Source organism: Saccharothrix coeruleofusca (genome assembly GCF_017876325.1).
Taxonomy (GTDB): Bacteria; Actinomycetota; Actinomycetes; order Mycobacteriales; family Pseudonocardiaceae; genus Actinosynnema; species Actinosynnema coeruleofuscum.
This window is the reverse complement of the sequence record NZ_JAGINV010000001.1, coordinates 2,219,156-2,237,415: the sequence shown is the minus strand read 5'-3', so window position 1 is coordinate 2,237,415 and position 18,260 is coordinate 2,219,156. Positions and strand designations below refer to the sequence as shown.

At 72.2% G+C, this 18,260-nt stretch carries 20 protein-coding genes; 13 read left to right on the top strand and 7 right to left on the bottom strand.

Features of this window, described 5'->3' with window-relative positions:
* Positions 1-48 precede the first annotated feature (48 nt).
* The gene (locus JOF41_RS10455; RefSeq protein ID WP_189226491.1) at positions 49-237 is read left to right on the top strand and encodes a hypothetical protein; all 189 of its coding nucleotides are present in this window, start codon (positions 49-51) and stop codon (positions 235-237) included.
* A gap of 171 nt (positions 238-408) precedes the next feature.
* On the opposite strand, the gene JOF41_RS10450 is transcribed toward JOF41_RS10455, so the two are convergent.
* Positions 409-1,545 (bottom strand): AI-2E family transporter, encoded by a 1,137-nt coding sequence (locus tag JOF41_RS10450; RefSeq protein WP_189226492.1) that lies wholly within the window; start codon positions 1,543-1,545, stop codon positions 409-411.
* 94 nt (positions 1,546-1,639) lie between these two features.
* Positions 1,640-2,380: a polyprenol monophosphomannose synthase gene (locus JOF41_RS10445; RefSeq protein WP_244989557.1), complete on the bottom strand. Its 741-nt coding sequence runs from the start codon at positions 2,378-2,380 to the stop codon at positions 1,640-1,642.
* 119 nt (positions 2,381-2,499) lie between these two features.
* On the opposite strand from JOF41_RS10445, the gene JOF41_RS10440 reads away from it, so the two are divergent.
* Positions 2,500-2,700 carry a helix-hairpin-helix domain-containing protein gene (locus tag JOF41_RS10440; protein ID WP_209618132.1) on the top strand — a complete coding sequence of 67 codons (201 nt, stop codon included), beginning with the start codon at positions 2,500-2,502 and terminating at the stop codon, positions 2,698-2,700.
* Positions 2,701-2,979: 279 nt separating this feature from the next.
* Here JOF41_RS10440 and JOF41_RS10435 read toward each other — a convergent pair whose 3' ends face one another.
* From JOF41_RS10435 to JOF41_RS10425, 3 genes are all read right to left on the bottom strand, one after another.
* Positions 2,980-3,912, bottom strand: coding sequence for an NADP-dependent oxidoreductase (locus tag JOF41_RS10435; protein WP_189226541.1), 933 nt, complete (start codon positions 3,910-3,912; stop codon positions 2,980-2,982).
* A gap of 209 nt (positions 3,913-4,121) precedes the next feature.
* Entirely contained in the window at positions 4,122-4,943 is an 822-nt protein-coding gene (locus JOF41_RS10430; RefSeq protein WP_189226495.1) for a protein phosphatase 2C domain-containing protein, read from the bottom strand.
* Between the two features lie 143 nt (positions 4,944-5,086).
* Positions 5,087-5,491, bottom strand: a complete 405-nt coding sequence (locus JOF41_RS10425; protein WP_209618128.1) for a VOC family protein — start codon at positions 5,489-5,491, stop codon at positions 5,087-5,089.
* 86 nt (positions 5,492-5,577) lie between these two features.
* On the opposite strand from JOF41_RS10425, the gene JOF41_RS10420 reads away from it, so the two are divergent.
* The 4 genes from JOF41_RS10420 to JOF41_RS10405 all read left to right on the top strand — a co-directional run bounded on the left by JOF41_RS10420 (position 5,578) and on the right by JOF41_RS10405 (position 8,339).
* A complete protein-coding gene (locus tag JOF41_RS10420) occupies positions 5,578-6,519 on the top strand; it encodes a helix-turn-helix transcriptional regulator (RefSeq protein WP_209618125.1) in 942 nt (313 codons plus the stop codon).
* A 287-nt stretch (positions 6,520-6,806) separates the two neighbouring features.
* Positions 6,807-7,574 (top strand): transglycosylase SLT domain-containing protein, encoded by a 768-nt coding sequence (locus JOF41_RS10415; RefSeq protein WP_307867357.1) that lies wholly within the window; start codon positions 6,807-6,809, stop codon positions 7,572-7,574.
* 136 nt (positions 7,575-7,710) lie between these two features.
* On the top strand, positions 7,711-8,067 hold the full coding sequence (locus tag JOF41_RS10410) for a YidH family protein (RefSeq protein WP_189226498.1): 357 nt from the start codon (positions 7,711-7,713) through the stop codon (positions 8,065-8,067).
* The gene (locus JOF41_RS10405) at positions 8,064-8,339 is read left to right on the top strand and encodes a DUF202 domain-containing protein (protein WP_189226499.1); all 276 of its coding nucleotides are present in this window, start codon (positions 8,064-8,066) and stop codon (positions 8,337-8,339) included. Before JOF41_RS10410 ends, JOF41_RS10405 begins: the two co-directional genes overlap by 4 nt.
* Before the next feature lie 4 nt (positions 8,340-8,343).
* On the opposite strand, the gene JOF41_RS10400 is transcribed toward JOF41_RS10405, so the two are convergent.
* Positions 8,344-9,504 (bottom strand): SdrD B-like domain-containing protein, encoded by a 1,161-nt coding sequence (locus JOF41_RS10400; protein WP_189226500.1) that lies wholly within the window; start codon positions 9,502-9,504, stop codon positions 8,344-8,346.
* 121 nt (positions 9,505-9,625) lie between these two features.
* Between JOF41_RS10400 and JOF41_RS10395 the strand changes: the two genes are divergently transcribed.
* Both JOF41_RS10395 and JOF41_RS10390 read left to right on the top strand, forming a co-directional pair.
* Complete coding sequence (locus JOF41_RS10395; protein ID WP_189226501.1) at positions 9,626-9,910, top strand: Rdx family protein; 285 nt, start codon at positions 9,626-9,628, stop codon at positions 9,908-9,910.
* Between the two features lie 82 nt (positions 9,911-9,992).
* The gene (locus JOF41_RS10390) at positions 9,993-10,754 is read left to right on the top strand and encodes an SGNH/GDSL hydrolase family protein (RefSeq protein WP_189226502.1); all 762 of its coding nucleotides are present in this window, start codon (positions 9,993-9,995) and stop codon (positions 10,752-10,754) included.
* A gap of 31 nt (positions 10,755-10,785) precedes the next feature.
* Here JOF41_RS10390 and JOF41_RS38205 read toward each other — a convergent pair whose 3' ends face one another.
* Complete coding sequence (locus JOF41_RS38205; RefSeq protein WP_209618119.1) at positions 10,786-12,393, bottom strand: hypothetical protein; 1,608 nt, start codon at positions 12,391-12,393, stop codon at positions 10,786-10,788.
* A 200-nt stretch (positions 12,394-12,593) separates the two neighbouring features.
* Here JOF41_RS38205 and htpG point away from each other — a divergent pair, with 200 nt between their 5' ends.
* From htpG to JOF41_RS10360, 5 genes are all read left to right on the top strand, one after another.
* Entirely contained in the window at positions 12,594-14,468 is a 1,875-nt protein-coding gene (gene htpG, locus JOF41_RS10380; RefSeq protein WP_209618117.1) for a molecular chaperone HtpG, read from the top strand.
* A gap of 214 nt (positions 14,469-14,682) precedes the next feature.
* The gene (locus JOF41_RS10375) at positions 14,683-15,333 is read left to right on the top strand and encodes an ABC transporter permease (protein ID WP_189226505.1); all 651 of its coding nucleotides are present in this window, start codon (positions 14,683-14,685) and stop codon (positions 15,331-15,333) included.
* Positions 15,323-16,435: an ABC transporter ATP-binding protein gene (locus JOF41_RS10370; protein ID WP_189226506.1), complete on the top strand. Its 1,113-nt coding sequence runs from the start codon at positions 15,323-15,325 to the stop codon at positions 16,433-16,435. The genes JOF41_RS10375 and JOF41_RS10370 overlap by 11 nt, the downstream gene beginning before the upstream one ends.
* Entirely contained in the window at positions 16,432-17,187 is a 756-nt protein-coding gene (locus JOF41_RS10365) for an ABC transporter permease (protein ID WP_189226507.1), read from the top strand. Before JOF41_RS10370 ends, JOF41_RS10365 begins: the two co-directional genes overlap by 4 nt.
* Positions 17,184-18,170, top strand: a complete 987-nt coding sequence (locus JOF41_RS10360; protein ID WP_209618114.1) for a glycine betaine ABC transporter substrate-binding protein — start codon at positions 17,184-17,186, stop codon at positions 18,168-18,170. The genes JOF41_RS10365 and JOF41_RS10360 overlap by 4 nt, the downstream gene beginning before the upstream one ends.
* The last annotated feature ends 90 nt before the right edge of the window (positions 18,171-18,260 follow it).

Sequence of the window (18,260 nt, the reverse complement as noted above, 5' to 3'; positions counted from 1 at the left end):
GGGTACACGGGGCGTTCAAGGCACCGACGAGCCGTGGAGGAGGCCACAGTGGAACGCGGCAGCGCGCAACACGGCCCGATGATGGACGACCAGCTCAAGCAGGAGGTCGAGAACGAGCTGCGCGGAGGCGGCCCCAGCCGCGCCGAGGAGTGGCGTGACCCGGAGATGCCCGACGCCGAGGAGGCCGAGGAACTCGGCCTCAACGGGCCGCGGCGCGCCGATCCCTCCGCCGAGTAGCCGTCACCGCGGAAATCGCGCCACCGAGCAGCGGTCCTGCCCGATTCCCCGTCGGGCAGGACCGCCCGGTTTCCGCGAATTGCGCGTTCGAAACACCGCGAATTGCGGATTCGCGAAACCCCGGTAGTAGTCGGCGACGTCCGGGAGTGGGTCGGGTGGTACTTGCCCGCGTCAGGCGGGTTCGGGTTTGGTCGCCGGTTCCGGTGGTTCGGCGGTGGCCCGCTCCTCGGTGTCGTGGTCGATGACCTCGCCCAGGTAGCGCAGCACGACCGCCGCGGCGGCCACCACCGGGACGGCCAGGAACGCGCCGGCGATGCCGTAGAGGCTGCTGCCCGCGGTGACGCCGAGCAGCACGACAGCGGCGTGCAGGCGCAGGCTTCGGGACTGCAGGACGGGCTGGAGCACGTTGCCCTCCACCTGCTGCACCACCACGACGATCACCAGCATGATGACCGCGGCGGTCAGGCCGTTGCTGACCAGTGCCACCAGCACGGCCAGCGCGCCCGCCACGAACGCGCCGACGATCGGCACGAAGCCGCCGAGGAAGGTCAGCGCCGCCAGCGGCACGGCCAGCGGAACCCCCAGCACGACCAGGCCCAGACCGATGAGCACCGCGTCGACCAGGCTAACGATCGCCTGGGTGCGGATGAAGTCGCCCAGGGTGGTCCACACCCGCTCCAGCACCACGGTCACGTGCTTGCCCGCGCGCTCGCCGATGACCCCGCGTAGCCAGGGCGCGAACCGCGGCCCGTCCTTGACGAACAGGAACGCCAGCAGCAGGGCGAGGATGCCGGTGACGATGCCGGAGGTGACCGTGCCCACGCCGGTGAGCAGCCCGTTGGCGATCGACCCGACGCTGGCCTGCAGCTGGTCGGTGCCCTGCTGCAGCAGCTGGTCCAACTGGCTGTCGCCGAGGTTGAGCGGCGGTCCCGCCATCCACTCGCGAGCCTGCTGGAGGGCGCGGGTGGCGCTCTCGGCGATCTCCGGCACACCGGAGGCGATCGAGGTGGAGATCAGCGCCAGCACACCGCCGAGCACGCCCAGCCCGGCCAGCAGCACGGCGGTCGCGGCCAACGCGGGTGGCAGTCCCCGCGCGCGCAGCCAGCGGGCGGGCGGCCACAGCACGGTGGTGATCAGCAGCGCCAGCAGCACCGGCATCACCACGACCCAGAGCTTGCCGATCAGCCACCACACGATGACGAAGCCGACCGCGGCCAGCGCCAGGCGCGTGCTCCAGCGCGCCAACCAGCTCACCCCGTGCCCGATGGCCTCCCCACGATCGGTCCAGCGGCGGTTCCCAGCACTCACGTCTGCCCGTCCCTCCACCGCGACGCGCCGCGCGCCGCCTGTGGGGATCAGCCTGCCAGAACAACCGCCCGCGCACGGGACGTGAGCGGGCGCGTCAGCCGAGGTCCCTGCCGAAGCGCAGCTTCCAGGGCATGGCCGCGGATTCGAGCTGGACCTTCAGCGTCATCTTCGACACGCCCTCGGCGCGCTCCTCGAAGGTGATCGGCACCTCGGCGATCGGGAGGCCGAGCTTGGCCGCGCGGTAGTTCATCTCCACCTGGAACGCGTAGCCGTTGCTGCGCACCGACTGGACGTCGATCCGGCGCAGGGTCTGCGCCCGCCACGCCTTGAACCCCGCTGTCGCGTCCTTGACGCCCAGCCGCAGGATGGTGTCGACGTAGAAGTTCGCCCACAGCGACAGCGCCCGGCGGTGCCACGCCCACTCCCCCGCCGCGGAGCCGCCCGGCACGTAGCGGGAGCCGAGCACCACCGCGGCGTCGGTGGTCAGCAGCGTGTCGACCATGACGGGAATGGTCCCCGCCGGGTGGGACAGGTCGGCGTCCATCTGCACGACGATGTCCGCGCCCTCGTCCAGCGCCCGGCTGATGCCCTCGACGTAGGCTCGGCCCAGACCGTCCTTCTCCACGCGGTGCAGCACGCCCACCAACCCCGGCGACGCCGCGGCCAGCTCGTCGGCCACCGCGCCGGTGCCGTCGGGCGAGTCGTCGTCGACCACCAGCACGCGCAGGTCCAGCGGCAGGGCGAGCAACTGCTCCACGAGCTTGGGCAGGTTGTCCCGCTCGTTGTAGGTCGGGACGACGACCGTGACCTTCGGCGAGTTCTCTTCCACTGTCATTCCTTAGGTTACGGTGTACTCGGCGACCCACGGTAGCTCAACGAGCCCGGGCAGTTGACCGAGGGCGTCCGTCCAAACAGCACTGACGTGATCCGTTGCGCATTCCCTTGGAGGAAGCCATGTCCCTGCCACTGCCACACGGCATCGGCAGGCCCGCCACCGGAGCGCTGACGCTGCGGGGGTGGACCACCCTGGAACAGCTCACCGAGGTCACCGAGCGGGAACTGCTGGCACTGCACGGAGTTGGCCCCAAGGCCGTGCGGGTGCTGCGCGAGACGATGGCCGAGCACGGCCTCTCCTTCGCCCCGGACCGCCGCTAGTTCCGAGTTCCGCCGCGTACCGCTGTTCACCACGACGCCCGCCTACGAGGACGAGCACGGACCCGTGATCGGGGGCATCCACGGACCTGTTGCGGCACAGACGGTTTTCGCGGGGCGCGGACGGGGCGGTCCCCTGCTCGACGGCAACGGGACCGCCCCGGTGTCCAACGGCTTGCCGCACCACGACTTGCTGACGCTGCCGCCCGCCGTCGCAAGCGCTCGGCTCACGGTGCGCGAATGTTCGGTTCGGGGTGCCTGGAGGTTCGACTCGCGGGGGCGTCAGCGCACGACGAGGACGATCTTCCCCGTGGTGCGGCCGGTCTCCGCCTGGGCGTGGGCCTTGGCGGCTTCGGCGAGCGGGAAGCTCGCCTCGATGTGAACGCGGAGCTTGCCCTGCTCGACGAGTTCGGCGATGGCACGCATCCCCGCGTGGTCGGCCTCGACGAGCATCCCCTCGAACCGGACGCCCAGTTCGGCTGCCTTCCGCACATCGGCGTCGTCGTCGCCCGCCAGGATCGAGACCAGGACGCCGCCCTTGCGCAGCACATCCAGGGAGCGGGTGCGCACTTCACCGGCGAGGGTGTCCAGGACCACGTCGACCTCGCCGACGGCCTCCGCGAAGTCCGTGGTCCGGTAGTCGATCAGCTCGTCGGCGCCGAGTTCGCGCAGCAGCTCGTGCTTGCCCTCGCTGGCCGTGCCGATGACGTGCGCGCCGCGCGCCTTGGCGATCTGCACGGCCAGGTGGCCGACCCCGCCCGCGGCGGCGTGGATCAGCACCCGCTGGCCCGGCTGGACGTCCGCGGTGTCGACCAGCGCCTGGTAGGCGGTGAGCGCGGCCAGGGGCAGGGCACCCGCCTGCACGTGGTCGACGTTCGCGGGCTTGCGGGCGAAGGACCGGGCGGTGGCCTTGGCGTACTCGGCGTACGCGCCCGCGGCGTGCGGGTAGGGCAACATGCCGAACACCTCGTCACCCGGCTTGAACAGGGTGACTCCGCGGCCGACCTCCTCGACGACCCCGGAGACGTCCCACCCGAGGACCGGCACGGGCTCGCTCAGCCACGGGAAGCCCCCGCGGTGCTTCCAGTCGGTCGGGTTGACGCCCGCGGCGTGGACGCGGACGACGATCTCGCTGAGGCCGGGAACGGGGCGCGGCCGTTCGACCTCCCGGAGCACTTCGGGACCGCCGAAGGCGTCCTGGCTGATGGCGCGCATGGTGTTGCTCTCACTCATGGTCACCAGCCTGCCGAGCGTCCGTGATCACGGCAACGGAATCGCGCCGTGACTCGCGCACATCGCGTCGCCGTCCTCGCCCTCGACGGGGTGTACCCGTTCGAACTCGGCACCAGGCCTGCCGGCAGCCCGCAGTCGCGTTGGAAGTCGCAGGCCCGACCGGAGATGTACCGCCTCCCGTGAAGCGGCGTTCAGAGACCGTCGACCAGCACCAGCGCTTGGTCGTCGTGCCGCTTGGCGCGCGGCCAGCGCACGCCGCCGGGGTCGGTGGCCTCGGCTTCGCGGACCACGTCGAGCACCGCCCGCGGGCCACGGGAACGGGCGAGGTCGAGCGCTTCCGGCCAGGTCAGCAGCCCGTAGTCGGTCACACCGCAGGACACCCCGTCGGTGGCGAGCAGCAGCGCACCGACCTCCTCACGCGGCCAGCTGGCCCGGCTGGCGTGCCGCGCGGCCTCCGGGTCGGCCTCGGCCACCCAGAAGCCGTCCGGGGTGTTGCGGTAGGTCGCCGTCCTGGTCATGCCCTCGCGCAGGGCCTCCAGGTGAGCCTGGTCGTAGCCGCCGCCGGTGCGCAGCCGCTCGCGGAAGGTGTGCGGGGAGCGCGGCAGCCTGCTCAGGTGCTCGTCGACCAGCACCTGGTAACCGCGCGGGCCGAACGCCGCGATCGGGCTGTCGGCCAGCACCAGGGCGTCCACCCGGTCCGGCGTCCAGCGCGCCACGGCCACCGTGCTCGACGGCGACCGGCCCGGCACCAGCCCCTCGGCCTCGACCACCGCCCGGATCGCCTCGGCCAGCAGGTCGGCCAGGTCGGCTTCGGGGGCGGCGCGCAGCAACTCGCCCAGCCGGTGCGCGAGCACGCCCGCGTACCAGCCGCCGCTGGGCAGGCCGGGGGTCAGGTTGGTCGCCCCGTCCAGCACCGCGACCGCGTTGTCGAGCACCACGACGTGGTCCTCGGTGGGCCGCTCCCGCCCCGTCACCCCGACACCGGCCTGCTCGGCCACGCGGATCTCGACCACGAACGCATCGTAGGTGCTTGCCGGTCCGGCGGCGGGAACCGGTGAGCCGGGTCCGTTCCACGACTCCGGCGCGCTCGATGCCGGAAGCGGCTCGGTGGTCGGGGTGAGCGCGCACCGCACTCCCCCGACCACCTGAGCGACCCTCACCCGCCGAGGACGTCCAGGTAGTGCTGGTTGAACATCACGCCGAGGACGTTGCCGAACGGGTCGACCACGGAGGCGGTGACGAAGCCCGGTCCGCGCTCGACCGGCTCGTCGTGCACCGCGGCGCCCAGTGACAGCAGCCGCTGGAAAGCGGCCCGGACGTCGTCCACGTGCCAGTAGGCGATCGCCCCGCCCGGCTTCCCCGACCCGCCGTGCGGGGCGAACCGGCTGTCGACGATGCCGAACTCGTGCTGGTAGTCGCCGACGCGGAACTCGACGTACGCGGGCGGTCCCTCGACCGGGCGGGCGAAGTACGCCTCGACGCCGAACACCTCGGCGTACCAGTCCCGCGCGGCCGCGACGTCGTCGGCGAAGAAGCTGACGTTGGCGAGTCCTCGCATCACGGTGATCCCCTCTCCTCGGTGGTCGAGACCCATCTTCCGAGCCAAAGCGCTCACCTCCTGAGCGCTTTTCCGGCGAAACTGGGCGCATGCGCGCTGATCGGCTCGTCGCCGCCCTCCTGCTCCTCCAGGCCAGGGGCCGGGTGACCGCCGCCGACCTGGCCGTCGAACTGGAGGTGTCGTTGGCCACCGCTCGGCGCGACCTGGAGGCGCTGTCCGCGGCGGGCATCCCGGTGTACCCGCAGCCGGGACGCGGCGGCGGGTGGTCGCTGGTCGGCGGCGCCCGCACCGACCTCAGCGGCCTGTCGGCGACCGAGGCCCAGTCGCTGTTCCTGCTCGTGGGGCCCGCGGCGGCCGGGTCCGCCGAAGCCAGGGCCGCGCTGCGCAAGCTCGTGCGCGCGCTGCCGCCGACCTTCCGCGCCGACGCCGAGGCGGCCGCGGGCGCGACGGTGGTCGACCCGGCCCGGTGGGGCGAGCGCGAGCGGCACCGGCCGGGGGTGGTCGACCTGCTGCGCACCGCAGTGGTGCGCGGGCGGCAAGTCCGACTGCGCTACCGGGACGGGACCGAGGAGCGGCTGGTGGACCCGTGGGGACTGGTGGACAAGGACGACACCTGGTACCTGCTGGCGGGCACCGAGCGCGGGCGGCGCACCTTCCGCGTCGACCGGATCACCTCGGCGGAGCTGACCGAGCGGCCCGCCCCGCGCCCGGACGACTTCGCACTGGCCGAGGCGTGGCGGCAGGTCGTCGGTGAGGTGGAGCGGCTGCGTTCGCGCACTTGGGCGACGGTGCTCGTGGAGACGCGGTTCGTCCCGGTGCTGCGCGACCAGTTCGGCAGGCACTGCGAGACCGGGGAGGAGGTCGGGGAGCGCACCCGCGTCCGCCTCGGCGCGCCGACGCCGTTGGACATCGCCCGCCACCTCGCGGGCTGGGGAGCCCTGATCGAGGTGGTGGAGCCGCCGTCGGTGCGGGAGGAGTTGGCGCGCATAGGGGCCGAGCTCACCGCCCGCTACGCGGGCTCTGGCCGGTGAGCGGTCGGTGATCGCTTCCCGAGCGCTCGGTTCGCGGCTTCGCGATGTTCGCCCCATTTAGGGGGCGAATGACCCTCTGTGAGCGCCTGCGCCACAAAACGTGACTCATGTCACCCATTAGCGTGAAGGCTTGTCCCCGTTGGGCGCTCTTGGTTACGTTCGCCGCCGCAGATCACGGAACGGTCACCGGACGGACACGCGCACGCCTACTCCGGCGGGGGCCGATCGCTCACGCGGGAGGCTGTTCGTTGGCTCGGCACAGGAGGGCGCACGATACCGGGGCGCCCGTGGTCGTTCCCGTCCTCGAAGGACCTCCAGGAGCCCACCGCGCCGAATCCGAGCGTGCTCCCCTCGGCCGCCGCGTGTCGGTGGTCGCCATGGCGCTGGGCGTGGTGACCGGTGCGGGCGGCGCGGCCGCGTACGCGGTCAGCGGCGCCACCTTCACCCCGGTCGCGGGCGGCGCGGACTTCGGCGGCCTGCCCGACCCGAAGGCGCCCCCGGCCACCGACAAGATCCAGACCGTGCACGCCGTGGACGTCGGCGGCGAGGCCGCCCGCCTGCTGCGCCACGAGCAGCTGGTGGCCCGCCAGGCGGTGCAGCAGGCCAGCGAGGCGGCCAGGTCGGGCTACGAGGCGCGGAAGAAGGCCGAGGCCGAGCGGATCGCCGCCGAGATCGAGGCGCGCAAGCCGGCCAAGCAGCGGCAGGTCGAGGCGTGGATCAAGGAGGCCATCGGGGTCCTCCAGGCCAACGGCACGCCGGTCACCAACGACGACGTCCAGGCCATCTGGACGGTGATCGAGAAGGAGTCCGGCGGCAACCCCAACGCCGTCAACAACTGGGACTCCAACGCCGTGCGCGGCACCCCGTCCAAGGGCCTGATGCAGGTCATCGACCCGACCTTCCAGGCCTACAAGCTCCCCGGCTACGACGACATCATGCGGCCGGTGGACAACATCATCGCGGGTGTCCGCTACACCTACGCCCGCTACGGCGGCTTCCACGCGCACCCCGGCCTCGTCGGGATCAGCGCGGGCACCGGCTACCAGGGGTACTGACCGGCGGTGGTCCCCGGCACGCGGCGCGGCGCGGGACACGGCATCCTGGTCCGGCACGCATCCGACGAGTTCCACGAGGACGTGACGGGATGACCCGAGCCGCCACCGACCCACCGCACGGGACCGTTCACGCGCCGTGAGCCCGAAGTGGTACGAGGAGGGCGAGGAGCCGGACTACCGGTTCACCCTCGCCAACGAGCGGACTTTCCTGGCCTGGCTGCGCACCGCACTGGCCCTGCTGGCCGGTGCGGTGGCGCTGACCCAACTGGTCCCCGCCTTCTCGGTGACGGGCCTGCGCACCGCCCTGGCGGTGCTGCTGGCGGTCACCGGCACCGCGCTGGCCGCGTTCGCCTACCGCCGGTGGGCACGGGTGCAGCGGGCGATGCGGCACGGCGAACCGCTGCCGATGACGTGGCTGCCGTTCGTCATCGGCTGGATCGCCGCCGTGGCGGGTGTGGTCGTGGTGGTCGCGCTGCTGCCGCACGTCCGGTGAGCGACCGCGGGTTGCAGCGCGAGCGCACCGCGCTGGCGTGGCAGCGCACGGCGCTGTCGGCCGCCGTGGCGGCGTTGCTGTTGCTGCGCAGGGGGATCACCCGTGACGCGCCCCTGGACGTGGTCGCCGGGGCGCTGCTGGTCGGCGTGCTCGCGCTGGCGGCCGTGGCCTCGCGCGTGCGGCCCGCGGGCTCGGCGCGGTGGTTCCTGCGGCTCAGCGCGGGCGCGGTGGTCGCCGCCGGGGCGTTGACCACCGCGCGACTGCTGCTGTGACCGGTCAGCGCCAGGACTTCCAGTACCAGGTCTGGTTCTGCCCACCGTTGCAGGGCCACGCGCCGACTTCGTAGCTCATCGAGCCGTTGGGGTACTCCTGGTCGAGGCACCAGCCGCTGGCCTCGTTGACCAGCGTCGCGTAGTTGTCGCGGGGCCGGTAGTCGATCCGCCAGCGCTGGTTCGCGCCCCCGTTGCACGGGTAGGCGCCCACTCCGGTGGTCGCCGAGCCGTGGGGGTACTCCTGGTCCAGGCACCAGCCGCTCATCCGGTCGACCACCACGGCGGTGTCCACCCCCACCCAGCGCGGCGACCATCGCTGGTTGTCGCCGTTGTTGCAGTCGTGGGCGTTGACGGCCGTGGTGGCGACGCCACCGGGGTAGGCCTGGTCCAGGCACTTGAACGACTGGCGGTTGACCAGCATCGGGTCGGTCCCGGCGCCGGGGGCCAAGCCGAGGTCGATGTGCCAGTTGTCGTGGTTGGCCGCCTCGACGCGGAACGGCGGGGTGGACGCCGGGACACCGGTCGCGTGCGAGTCGTCGGAGAACAGCCCACCGCCGATCGCGGTGGGGCTGTAACCCTCGGGGACGGTGGGGACCACCCGGTAGGTGCCCGCGGGCAGGTCGCTGAAGCCGTAGTACCCCCCTGGGTTGTCGGACTGGCTGGTCGCCGTCCGGTCGACCCGTTCCCCGGAGTCGCCGCGGCCGATCAGCGCGACCGCGGTGGCGATACCCGCCTCCGCCTCGGCCCGACGTCCGTCGCGGTCGGCGTCGTCCCACACGAACCCGGTCACCGCGCTGCCGAGCATCCCGAAGTGGCCCGCCTTGGACACCGGGGACGCTTCGTCCACCGCGGTCCGCACGGTGGTCGCCGTGGTGGGCCGGTACCCCCTGGCGTCGACCGACAGCTCGTACTCGCCGAAGGGCAGCCCGGTGAGGTGGAACTCGCCGCGCTCGTCGGTGGTGATCCGGCGGGTCTGCCCGGTGGTCAGGTGGACCACCGTGACCGGGGCCCCGGCCCGCACGGGCTCCCACGCCTCGCGGCCGCCGTCGTCGACGTGGTCGAACCACACCGCGCCCAGCAGTTCACCGGTTCCGGCGTGCGCGGGCGCGGTGCCCGCGAGCACCAGCCCGGCCGCGAGCACCGCGGCGGACGCGCGTCTGACCACTGTCGACATCTCGGGCGACATCTCGGGTTCTCCCCCCATGAGCACTGCGCTGGAGCTGAGCGCTGACCGGGGAGGAGGGTAGCCCCCGCGTCAGCTCCACTCCCCGGCGATACTGGACCGCGTGACGACGAAGCGGCCCCGGCTGGAGATCGAGTACTGCACGCAGTGCCGGTGGCTGCTGCGCGCCGGGTGGACCGCGCAGGAGCTGCTGACGACGTTCACCACCGAGCTGGGCGAGGTCGCGCTCGTCCCCGGCACCGGTGGCGTCTTCGACATCCGGGTGGACGGCGAGGTGATCTGGTCGCGCGAGGAGCGCGGCGGCTTCCCCGAGCTGGCCGCGCTCAAGCGGTTGGTGCGCGACCGCATCGCCCCCGACCGGGACCTCGGGCACAGCGACCGGCGCTGAGCGCGCCCGCCACGCCCGAGGCGGGCGGCGGACCGGGGCCCACCTATCCTGGACGCCACGTCCAGCGGGGGAGGCACCAGCAGTGCGATACGTGGCCATCGGCGACAGCTTCACCGAGGGGGTCGGCGACGAACTGCCCGACGGCTCGCCCCGAGGCTGGGCGGACCTGGTCGCGGCGGGGCTGGCGAGCGCGCTGGGGCAGACCGTGCAGTACGCCAACCTCGCCATCCGGGGCAGGCTGCTCGAACCCATCGTCACCGAGCAGCTCGACGCGGCGCTGGCGCTGTCCCCCGCGCCGACGCTGATCTCGCTCAACGGCGGTGGCAACGACATGATGCGCCCCGGCATGGACGAGCGGCAGCTGGTGGCGCTGACCGAGCGGGCGGTGCGGCGGTGCGCCGACGCGGGTGTGCGGCTGCTGCTGCTCAGCGGCGCCGACCCCTCGGCCAGGCTGCCGTTCGGGCGCACCGTGCACCGCCGGGGCGCCGCGCTGACCAAGGCGGTCGCCGAGCTGGCGGACCGCCACGACCTGCTGTTCGTGGACATGTTCAACGACGTCGAGATCCGGCGGGCCGCCTACTGGTCGCCGGACCGGCTGCACCTCAACGCCGCGGGCCACCAGCGGGTCGCCTCGCGGGTGCTCGACGCCCTCGGGCACCCCACGACCGCGCACGCCATCGCCCCCGGACCGGTCGACCGGCGCACGCTGTCCGCCGAGGCCCGGTACTACCGCGAGCACGTGCTGCCCTGGCTGACCCGCAGGCTGCGCCGCCGCTCGTCGGGGGACGGCCGGACGGGCAAGCACGTCACCTGGACGCCGGTCGAGGCCCTGCCGCGGGTCTGAGCCCTCCGCTCGCGGCTGCCGCACCGCGGACCTAATCCTCGTCCTCCGCCAACCACGGTGGCCGGAACTCGCCCGTGCGAGGTCCCACCAGCCGCCGCATCAGGTCCCGGACCTCCGCCTCGCTCCGCGCGGCCTCGGCCATCAGGTCCCGCCAGTAGTTCGCCACCTGGCGCAGGTAGTCCTGCCAGCCGACGTCCCCGCTGTCGAAGTCCCGCAGGTCGATCAGGCGCTGGTTGTCGGCCAGCGCGCCCTCGCCGATCTTGTCGTGCTTCATGCCGTAGGCGCTGGACTCGGGATTCGCGGTCTTCTCGGAGGAGAACATGTCGTGCTTGTAGCCGATCGCGTTCTCACCCCACGGCTTCGTGGTCTCCAACCCGAACTGCATGTCGCCGTCGTGGTCCAGCCCCGGCGGTTTGAAGTGGATGAACAGGTGGCCGTGGGCGCCGTCCGGCTTGATCACGTCACCCTCGTGGTGCATCTCCCCCCAGCCGCCCAGCGCCAGGTTGAGGCCGTAGAGCCGGGAACCGTCCGGGGACAGGTGCGCCTTGTCCAGCAACTGCTTGACGATGTTGCGCGCCCCGATGAGGGTACCGCCCTGCTCCTCGAAGGCGCCGAGGGTGCCGTCGGCCCGGTTCTTGCCGATCTTCTGGTCGTGCGTGCCGTACAAGCGGCGCTCCTTGGGGTTCACGTCCTTCCCCGAACCGCCCGGCTCCATCACGCCCACCCACTCGGGCAGGGCGAACTTGTTCTCGTCCCTGGCTTTGAGCTGGGGGATGCGGACGGTGACCCGGCCACCGTGCGCCAGCGCCCTGGCCACGTCCCCTTCGATGTAGTCCACGTGCGCGCCCTGCTCCTTGTTGTAGACCTTCAGGCCGTTCTGCATGAGCAGGAAGATGCGGCCCAGGACCTCCTGCGAGCGCTTGACCCTGTCGGCGTGGGACGGCTTGCTGCCCGGCAGCGGCGCGTTGGGCACCAGCGTTCTCACGAAGGCGTCGCTGATCTGGGTGTTCTGCTCCGTCGTGACACGTTCGCGCTCCTCCGCGCTCAACCCGGCGGGGTGGCGCAGGCGCAGCGACCTGCCCAGGACGTAGGCGGGGGACCTGCGCACCTTCTCGGGCTGCCCCGGCGTGCCGTGGGTGTCCCACGCGATGGTCGCGACCAGCAGCCGCTTGCCCGCCCCCTGGTGCAGCCAGCCGCTGTAGTCCTCGGCGGCGTAGTAGGCCCGCGCGGCGTCGTAGCCGCCCACTTCGACGGTGTCGAGCCACTGCGGGTCGCAGCGGCGGATCGCGCTCAGCTCGCTGTCGCTGAACAGCGGTCCGTTCTTGACCCGCGCCCGCAGCGCTTCGCGGATGCGGTGGTCGGCGACGAACCCGGACTCGTTCGCACCGATCAGCGACCGGGTCAGCGCCGTCCGCGCCCGCGTCTGATCGAGCCGGTCCGGGGGCTCACCGCCCTCGGCGACCCGCTGGACGAACCGGGTGGCGGCCAGGTTGCCCGCGCTGCGCTGCAGGTCGAGCAGCCTGGCGGCGGTCGGGCCCGCGGACGGCGACGAGCCAGGGTCGTCCCGGTCCGGCGGCCTGCGGACCGGTGTCCGCGGGGGCCGTTCCCCCTCACCCGCGCGGTCCTGCCTCGAATGCACCGGCACCACCCTCCCGGTCGTCGCGGTCCCCCGGTCCGACGCTAGGACCGCGCGGCCGCGCGGGCAGCGGCGGTGGGGGCAGCGTCGGGGCGGACCGGTTGCCCGCCCGCACCGCTCGGCCCGCCCGCGTCCTCGACCGGGCAACGGACCGCCGCTGGATACGATGTGGGGTCGACGAGGGCCGGACAGAGAGGAAGAACGTGGAAACGCTCGAGTTCCAGTCAGAGGCGCGTCAGCTGCTCCAGCTGATGATCCACTCGATCTACTCGAACAAGGACACGTTCCTGCGCGAACTGGTGTCCAACGCCTCCGACGCGCTGGACAAGCTCAGGCTGGAGACCTTCCGCGACAAGGACCTGACCGCGGACACCTCCGACCTGCACATCGCCATCGACGTCGACCGCGAGCAGCGCACCCTGACCGTGCGCGACAACGGCATCGGCATGACCCGCGACGAGGTGATCGGGCTGATCGGCACCATCGCCAAGTCCGGCACCGCGGAGTTCCTGCGCAAGCTGCGGGAGTCCCAGGACGCGGCGGGCTCGCAGGACCTCATCGGCCAGTTCGGCATCGGCTTCTACTCCACGTTCATGGTCGCCGACCGGGTCACCCTGGTGACCAGGCACCCGCGCTCGGCCGAGGGCGTGCGGTGGGAGTCCACCGGCGAGAGCACCTACACCATCGAGGACGTCGCCGACGCGCCGCAGGGCACCTCGGTCACCCTGCACCTCAAGCCCGCCGACGCCGAGGACAACCTCCCCGACTACACCTCGACGGCGAAGATCACCGAGATCGTCAAGCGCTACGCCGACTTCATCACCTGGCCGATCAGGCTGCTGCCCGAGCGGGGCGAGGACGGCGAGCCGAAGACGGTCAACTCCCGCAAGGCGCTGTGGGCCCGGCCCTCCAGCGAGGTCACCGAGGACGAGTACGCCGAGTTCTACCGGCACGTCAGCCACGACTGGAACAAGCCGCTGGAAACCATCCGGATGCAGGCGGAGGGGACCTTCGAGTACCAGGCGCTGCTGTTCATCCCCTCCCAGGCGCCGATCGACCTGTTCATGCGGGACGCCAAGCGCGGTGTGCAGCTCTACGTCAAGCGCGTCTTCATCATGGACGACTGCGAAGAGCTGATGCCGGAGTACCTGCGCTTCGTCAAGGGCGTGGTGGACGCGCAGGACCTGTCGCTGAACGTGTCGCGGGAGATCCTCCAGCAGGACCGCCAGATCCAGCTGATGCGCCGCAGGCTGGTGAAGAAGGTGCTGTCCACGGTCAAGACCATGATGACCGAGCGCCCGGAGGACTACGCGACGTTCTGGCGCGAGTTCGGCCGCGCGGTCAAGGAGGGTCTGCTCAACGACGTCGAGAACCGCGACGCGATCCTCGCCGTGTGCTCGTTCCACTCCACTCACGACGCCGAGGGGCAGACCACGCTCGCGCAGTACGTGGAGCGGATGAAGCAGGACCAGCAGCACATCTACTACATGACCGGCGAGTCGCGCGCCGCCGTGGAGAACTCGCCGCACCTGGAGGCGCTGCGCGCCAAGGGTTACGAGGTGCTGGTGCTGACCGACCCGGTGGACGAGATGTGGGTCGACGCGGTGCCGGAGTTCGACGGCAAGCAGTTCCAGTCGGTCGCCAAGGGCCAGGTCGACCTGGAGACCGAGGAGGAGAAGGCGCAGGCGCAGGAACGCGAGAAGGACTACGCCGACCTGCTGGCGTGGATGACCACGGCGCTGGAGGAGAAGGTCAAGCAGGTGCGGCTGTCCTCCCGGCTGACCACCTCCCCCGCCTGCGTGGTCGGCGACGCCCACGACCTGACCCCGACGCTGGAGAAGATGTACCGCGCGATGGGGCAGGAACTCCCGCCGGTCAAGCGCATCCTGGAGCTGAACCCGACCCACCCGCTGGTGACCGGGCTGCACAAGGCCTTCACCGAGCGCGAGGACCGCGCCGGGCTGGCCGAGACCGTCGAACTGCTGCACGGCATGGCACTGCTGGCCGAGGGCGGCGAGCTGACCGACCCGTCCCGGTTCGTGCGGGTGCTGTCGGAGCACCTGCAGCGCTCGCTCTGACTTCGGGACCGCGTGGAGCCCTCGCCTGCCATGAGGGCTCCACGCCGGACTCTTCCTGTGATCTGGCGCACGTTGAGATTACCTGACATCTGGTCGGAAAATTCCCGCCCGATCGACTCCTCGGGTATACACCTCGGGTGAACAGGGCGGGGACGCCGACCACAGTGGAGCGTCGTCCCCGCCTCCGGTTCTCGTCCGAGGGGGCTTTCGCGGCATGAGCTTCTGGGAGTTCGTGGCCGACCGGTGGGACCGGTTGCTCGCCGAATCCCTGCTGCACCTCAGCGCCGTGGTGCAGTGCACGCTGCTGGCCGCGCTGATCGGCGTGGCGATCGGTCTGGTGGTCTACCGCAGTCCGCTGGGCTCGGCCGCCGCGACCGCGTTGACCAGCGCGATCCTGACCATCCCGTCGTTCGCGCTGCTGGGTCTGCTGATCCCGGTGCTGGGCTTGGGCGCGCCGCCGACGGTGGTCGCGCTGGTGCTCTACGGACTGCTGCCGATCGTGCGCAACACCATCGTGGGACTGGGCGGGGTCGACGCCGCGGTGCGCGACGCCGCGCGCGGTGTGGGCATGAGCAGGCTCGGCGTGCTGACCAGGGTCGAGCTGCGGCTGGCCTGGCCCGCGATCCTGACCGGGATGCGGGTGGCCGCGCAGATGCTGATGGGCATCGCCGCGATCGCCGCCTACGCCCGCGGCCCCGGCCTGGGCGTGGAGATCTTCGCGGGCCTGACCAGGGCGGGCAGCGCCAACGCCACCAACCAGGCGATCGCCGGGACGCTCGGCGTCGTCGTCCTCGCGCTGGCCCTGGACGGGGTCTTCGCGCTGATCGGCCGCTACACCATCGCTAGGGGGATCCGTGGCCAGTGAGATCGAGCTCGTCGACGTGACCAAGCACTACCCCGGCGCCCCCGCGCCCGCGGTGGAGTCGGTGAGCATGACCATCCCGGCGGGCGAGACCGTGGTGTTCGTCGGTCCGTCCGGCTGCGGCAAGACCACCACCATGCGGATGATCAACCGGCTGATCGAGCCGACGTCGGGCCGCATCACCATCGACGGCGAGGACACCCGGTCGCTGGACCCCGACCGGCTGCGCCGCGGCATCGGCTACGCCATCCAGCAGGCCGGGCTGTTCCCGCACATGACGGTCGGGCAGAACGTGGCGACCGTGCCCGGCCTGCTGGGCTGGAGCCGCGCCAAGGTGGCCGAGCGGGTCGACGAGATGCTCGACCTGGTCGGGCTGGACCCGGCCGAACACCGCGACCGCTACCCGCGCCAGCTCTCCGGCGGGCAGCAGCAGCGGGTCGGCGTGGCCCGCGCGCTGGCCGCGGACCCGCCGGTGCTGCTGATGGACGAACCGTTCGGCGCGGTCGACCCGATCACCCGCGGCAACCTCCAGGACGAGCTGATGCGGCTGCAGGCCGAGCTGCGCAAGACGATCGTGTTCGTCACGCACGACTTCGACGAGGCGGTCAAGCTCGGCGACCGGATCGCCGTGCTCGGCGACCGGTCGCGGGTGCTGCAGTACGACACGCCGGAGGCGATCCTGGCCAACCCGGCCGACGACACCGTGGCGGGCTTCGTCGGCGCGGGCGCCTCGCTCAAGCAGCTGACGCTGCTGCGGGTGCGGGAGGTCGAACTCGGCCAGGTGACGACCGCGTCGGTGACCGACGACGCCGCCGAGCTGGAGCGCAAGCTGGCCGGGGCCCGGCGCGGGTTCGCACTGCTGCTCGACGCGCGCGGCAGGCCGGTGAGCTGGGTGCACGCGCGCAACCCCCGGCAGCCGCGCCCGGTCGGCGACTCGGTCTCGCTGCGCTCGACGCTGCGCGACGCCTTGGAGGCCATCCTCACCGAGGGCGGCACCGCGGTCGTCACCGGCGGCCGCGGCGAGTACGTCGGCGTGGTCGAGATCGGCACCGTCATGGCGGCCGTGCAGCAGCTGCGCGAGGAGCACACGGGGGTGGCGGGGTGACCGCGGCGGTGACCCGGCGGGACCGCGCCGACCGGCTCCGGCTGCTGGCCCAGCCCATCGCCGTGGTCGTGCTCGTCGGCGGGGTGCTGGCCTGGGCGTTCAGCACCGACCTCGACTCGATCGAGGCGCAGAGCATCAACGCCTCGACCCTGCTGTCAGTCACCTGGGACCACCTGCTGATCAGCTTCGCGGTGACCGGGCTGGTGCTGGTGGTGGCCGTGCCGCTGGGGGTGCTGCTGACCCGGCGCTGGGCCCGCCGCGCGGCACCGGTGTTCCTCGGCATCGCCACGATCGGCCAGGCATCCCCCGCCATCGGCGTGCTGGTGCTGTTCTTCCTGGCCTCGGGCATGGAGGGGATGTGGGCGGCGGTGCTGCCGATCGCCTTCTACACGCTGCTGCCGGTGCTGCGCAACACCGTGGTGGGCCTGCAGGGCGTGGACCCGGCGCTGGTCGACGCCGGGCGCGGCATCGGCATGTCCAGCGCGGCCGTGCTGCGCCGCGTCGAGCTGCCGCTGGCCGTGCCGATGATCCTGGCCGGGCTGCGCACCGCGCTGGTGCACGCGGTCGGCGTGGCGACCCTGGCGGTGTTCGTCAACGGCGGCGGGCTCGGCCTGCTCATAGACACCGGTTACAAGCTCGCGCGAGTGCCCGTGCTGGTCACCGGCGCGGTGCTGGCCGTGGGCCTGGCGCTGCTGGTGGACTGGCTGGGCGCGGTCGCCGAGACCTACCTGGGACCGAAGGGGCTGCGATGAGCGCACGTCTTCGGCGGCGGCTGGCCGCGCTCGGCGCCGCCGCCTGCTGCCTGCTGGCCTCGGGCTGCGGCCTGGAGAGCTCGTTCGCGCTGCCGTTCGAGGTGGCGCCCGGCTCCATCGGGCCGGTACCGGAGCTGGCCGGGGTGGAGATCTCGGTGGGGTCCAAGGACTTCACCGAGAACCAGGTCCTGGGCTACCTCGCCGAGGTGGCGCTGTCCGCCGCCGGGGCCGAGGTCCGGGACATGACCAACATCCAGGGCTCCATGAGCTCCCGCCAGGCGCTGCTCACCGACGACATCGACCTGTCGTGGGACTACACCGGCACGGGCTGGATCAGCTACCTGGGCAACACCGACCCGATCCCCGAGGAGCGCGCCCAGTACGAGGCCGTGCGCGACGCCGACCTGGCCCGCAACGGCCTGGTGTGGCTGGACTACTCGGCGGTGAACAACACCTACGCCTTCGCCGTCACCAGGGCCTTCGCCGAGGCCAACGGCCTGCGCACCACCTCGGACATGGTGCGGCTGGTCCAGCAGGACCCGAGCAAGGGCGTGTTCTGCCTGGAGACGGAGTTCGCCAGCCGCAACGACGGCTTCCCCGGCGTGGCGCGGGCCTACGGGTTCGACACCGGGGCCGCGCAGGTGAAGACCTTCGGCATCGGCACCATCTACACCGCGACCGCGCAGGGGCTGTGCAACTTCGGCGAGGTGTTCACCACCGACGGCCGGATCGTCGCCCTGGACCTGGTGGTGCTGGAGGACGACCGGAAGTTCTTCCCCCAGTACAACGCCGCGATCGTGCTGCGCCAGGACTTCCACGACGCCCACCCGCAGGTGGCCGAGGTGATGGCGCCGGTGGTCGACGAGCTGGACAACGACACCATCCGGGCGCTCAACGCCGAGGTCGACGTCCTGGGCCGCGACCCCGCGGTGGTCGCCCGCGACTGGATGGTCCGCAAGGGGTTCGTGTCGCAGGCGGAGTGACCACCCGGCCGGGGTGGGGTTCCCGCCCCGGCCGGGCCACCTGGTCAGCCCCGGAACTCCGGCTGCACCCCGGCGGTGTCGCCGTCGAAG

What these genes read in the sequence shown, in the direction of transcription:
- JOF41_RS10445 (WP_244989557.1), bottom strand. Translation starts at nt 2,380, where the DNA reads ATGACAGTGGAAGAGAACTCGCCGAAGGTCACGGTCGTCGTCCCGACC.
- JOF41_RS10440 (WP_209618132.1), top strand. Translation starts at nt 2,500, where the DNA reads ATGTCCCTGCCACTGCCACACGGCATCGGCAGGCCCGCCACCGGAGCG.
- JOF41_RS10435 (WP_189226541.1), bottom strand. Translation starts at nt 3,912, where the DNA reads ATGCGCGCCATCAGCCAGGACGCCTTCGGCGGTCCCGAAGTGCTCCGG.
- JOF41_RS10420 (WP_209618125.1), top strand. Translation starts at nt 5,578, where the DNA reads ATGCGCGCTGATCGGCTCGTCGCCGCCCTCCTGCTCCTCCAGGCCAGG.
- JOF41_RS10375 (WP_189226505.1), top strand. Translation starts at nt 14,683, where the DNA reads ATGAGCTTCTGGGAGTTCGTGGCCGACCGGTGGGACCGGTTGCTCGCC.
- JOF41_RS10360 (WP_209618114.1), top strand. Translation starts at nt 17,184, where the DNA reads ATGAGCGCACGTCTTCGGCGGCGGCTGGCCGCGCTCGGCGCCGCCGCC.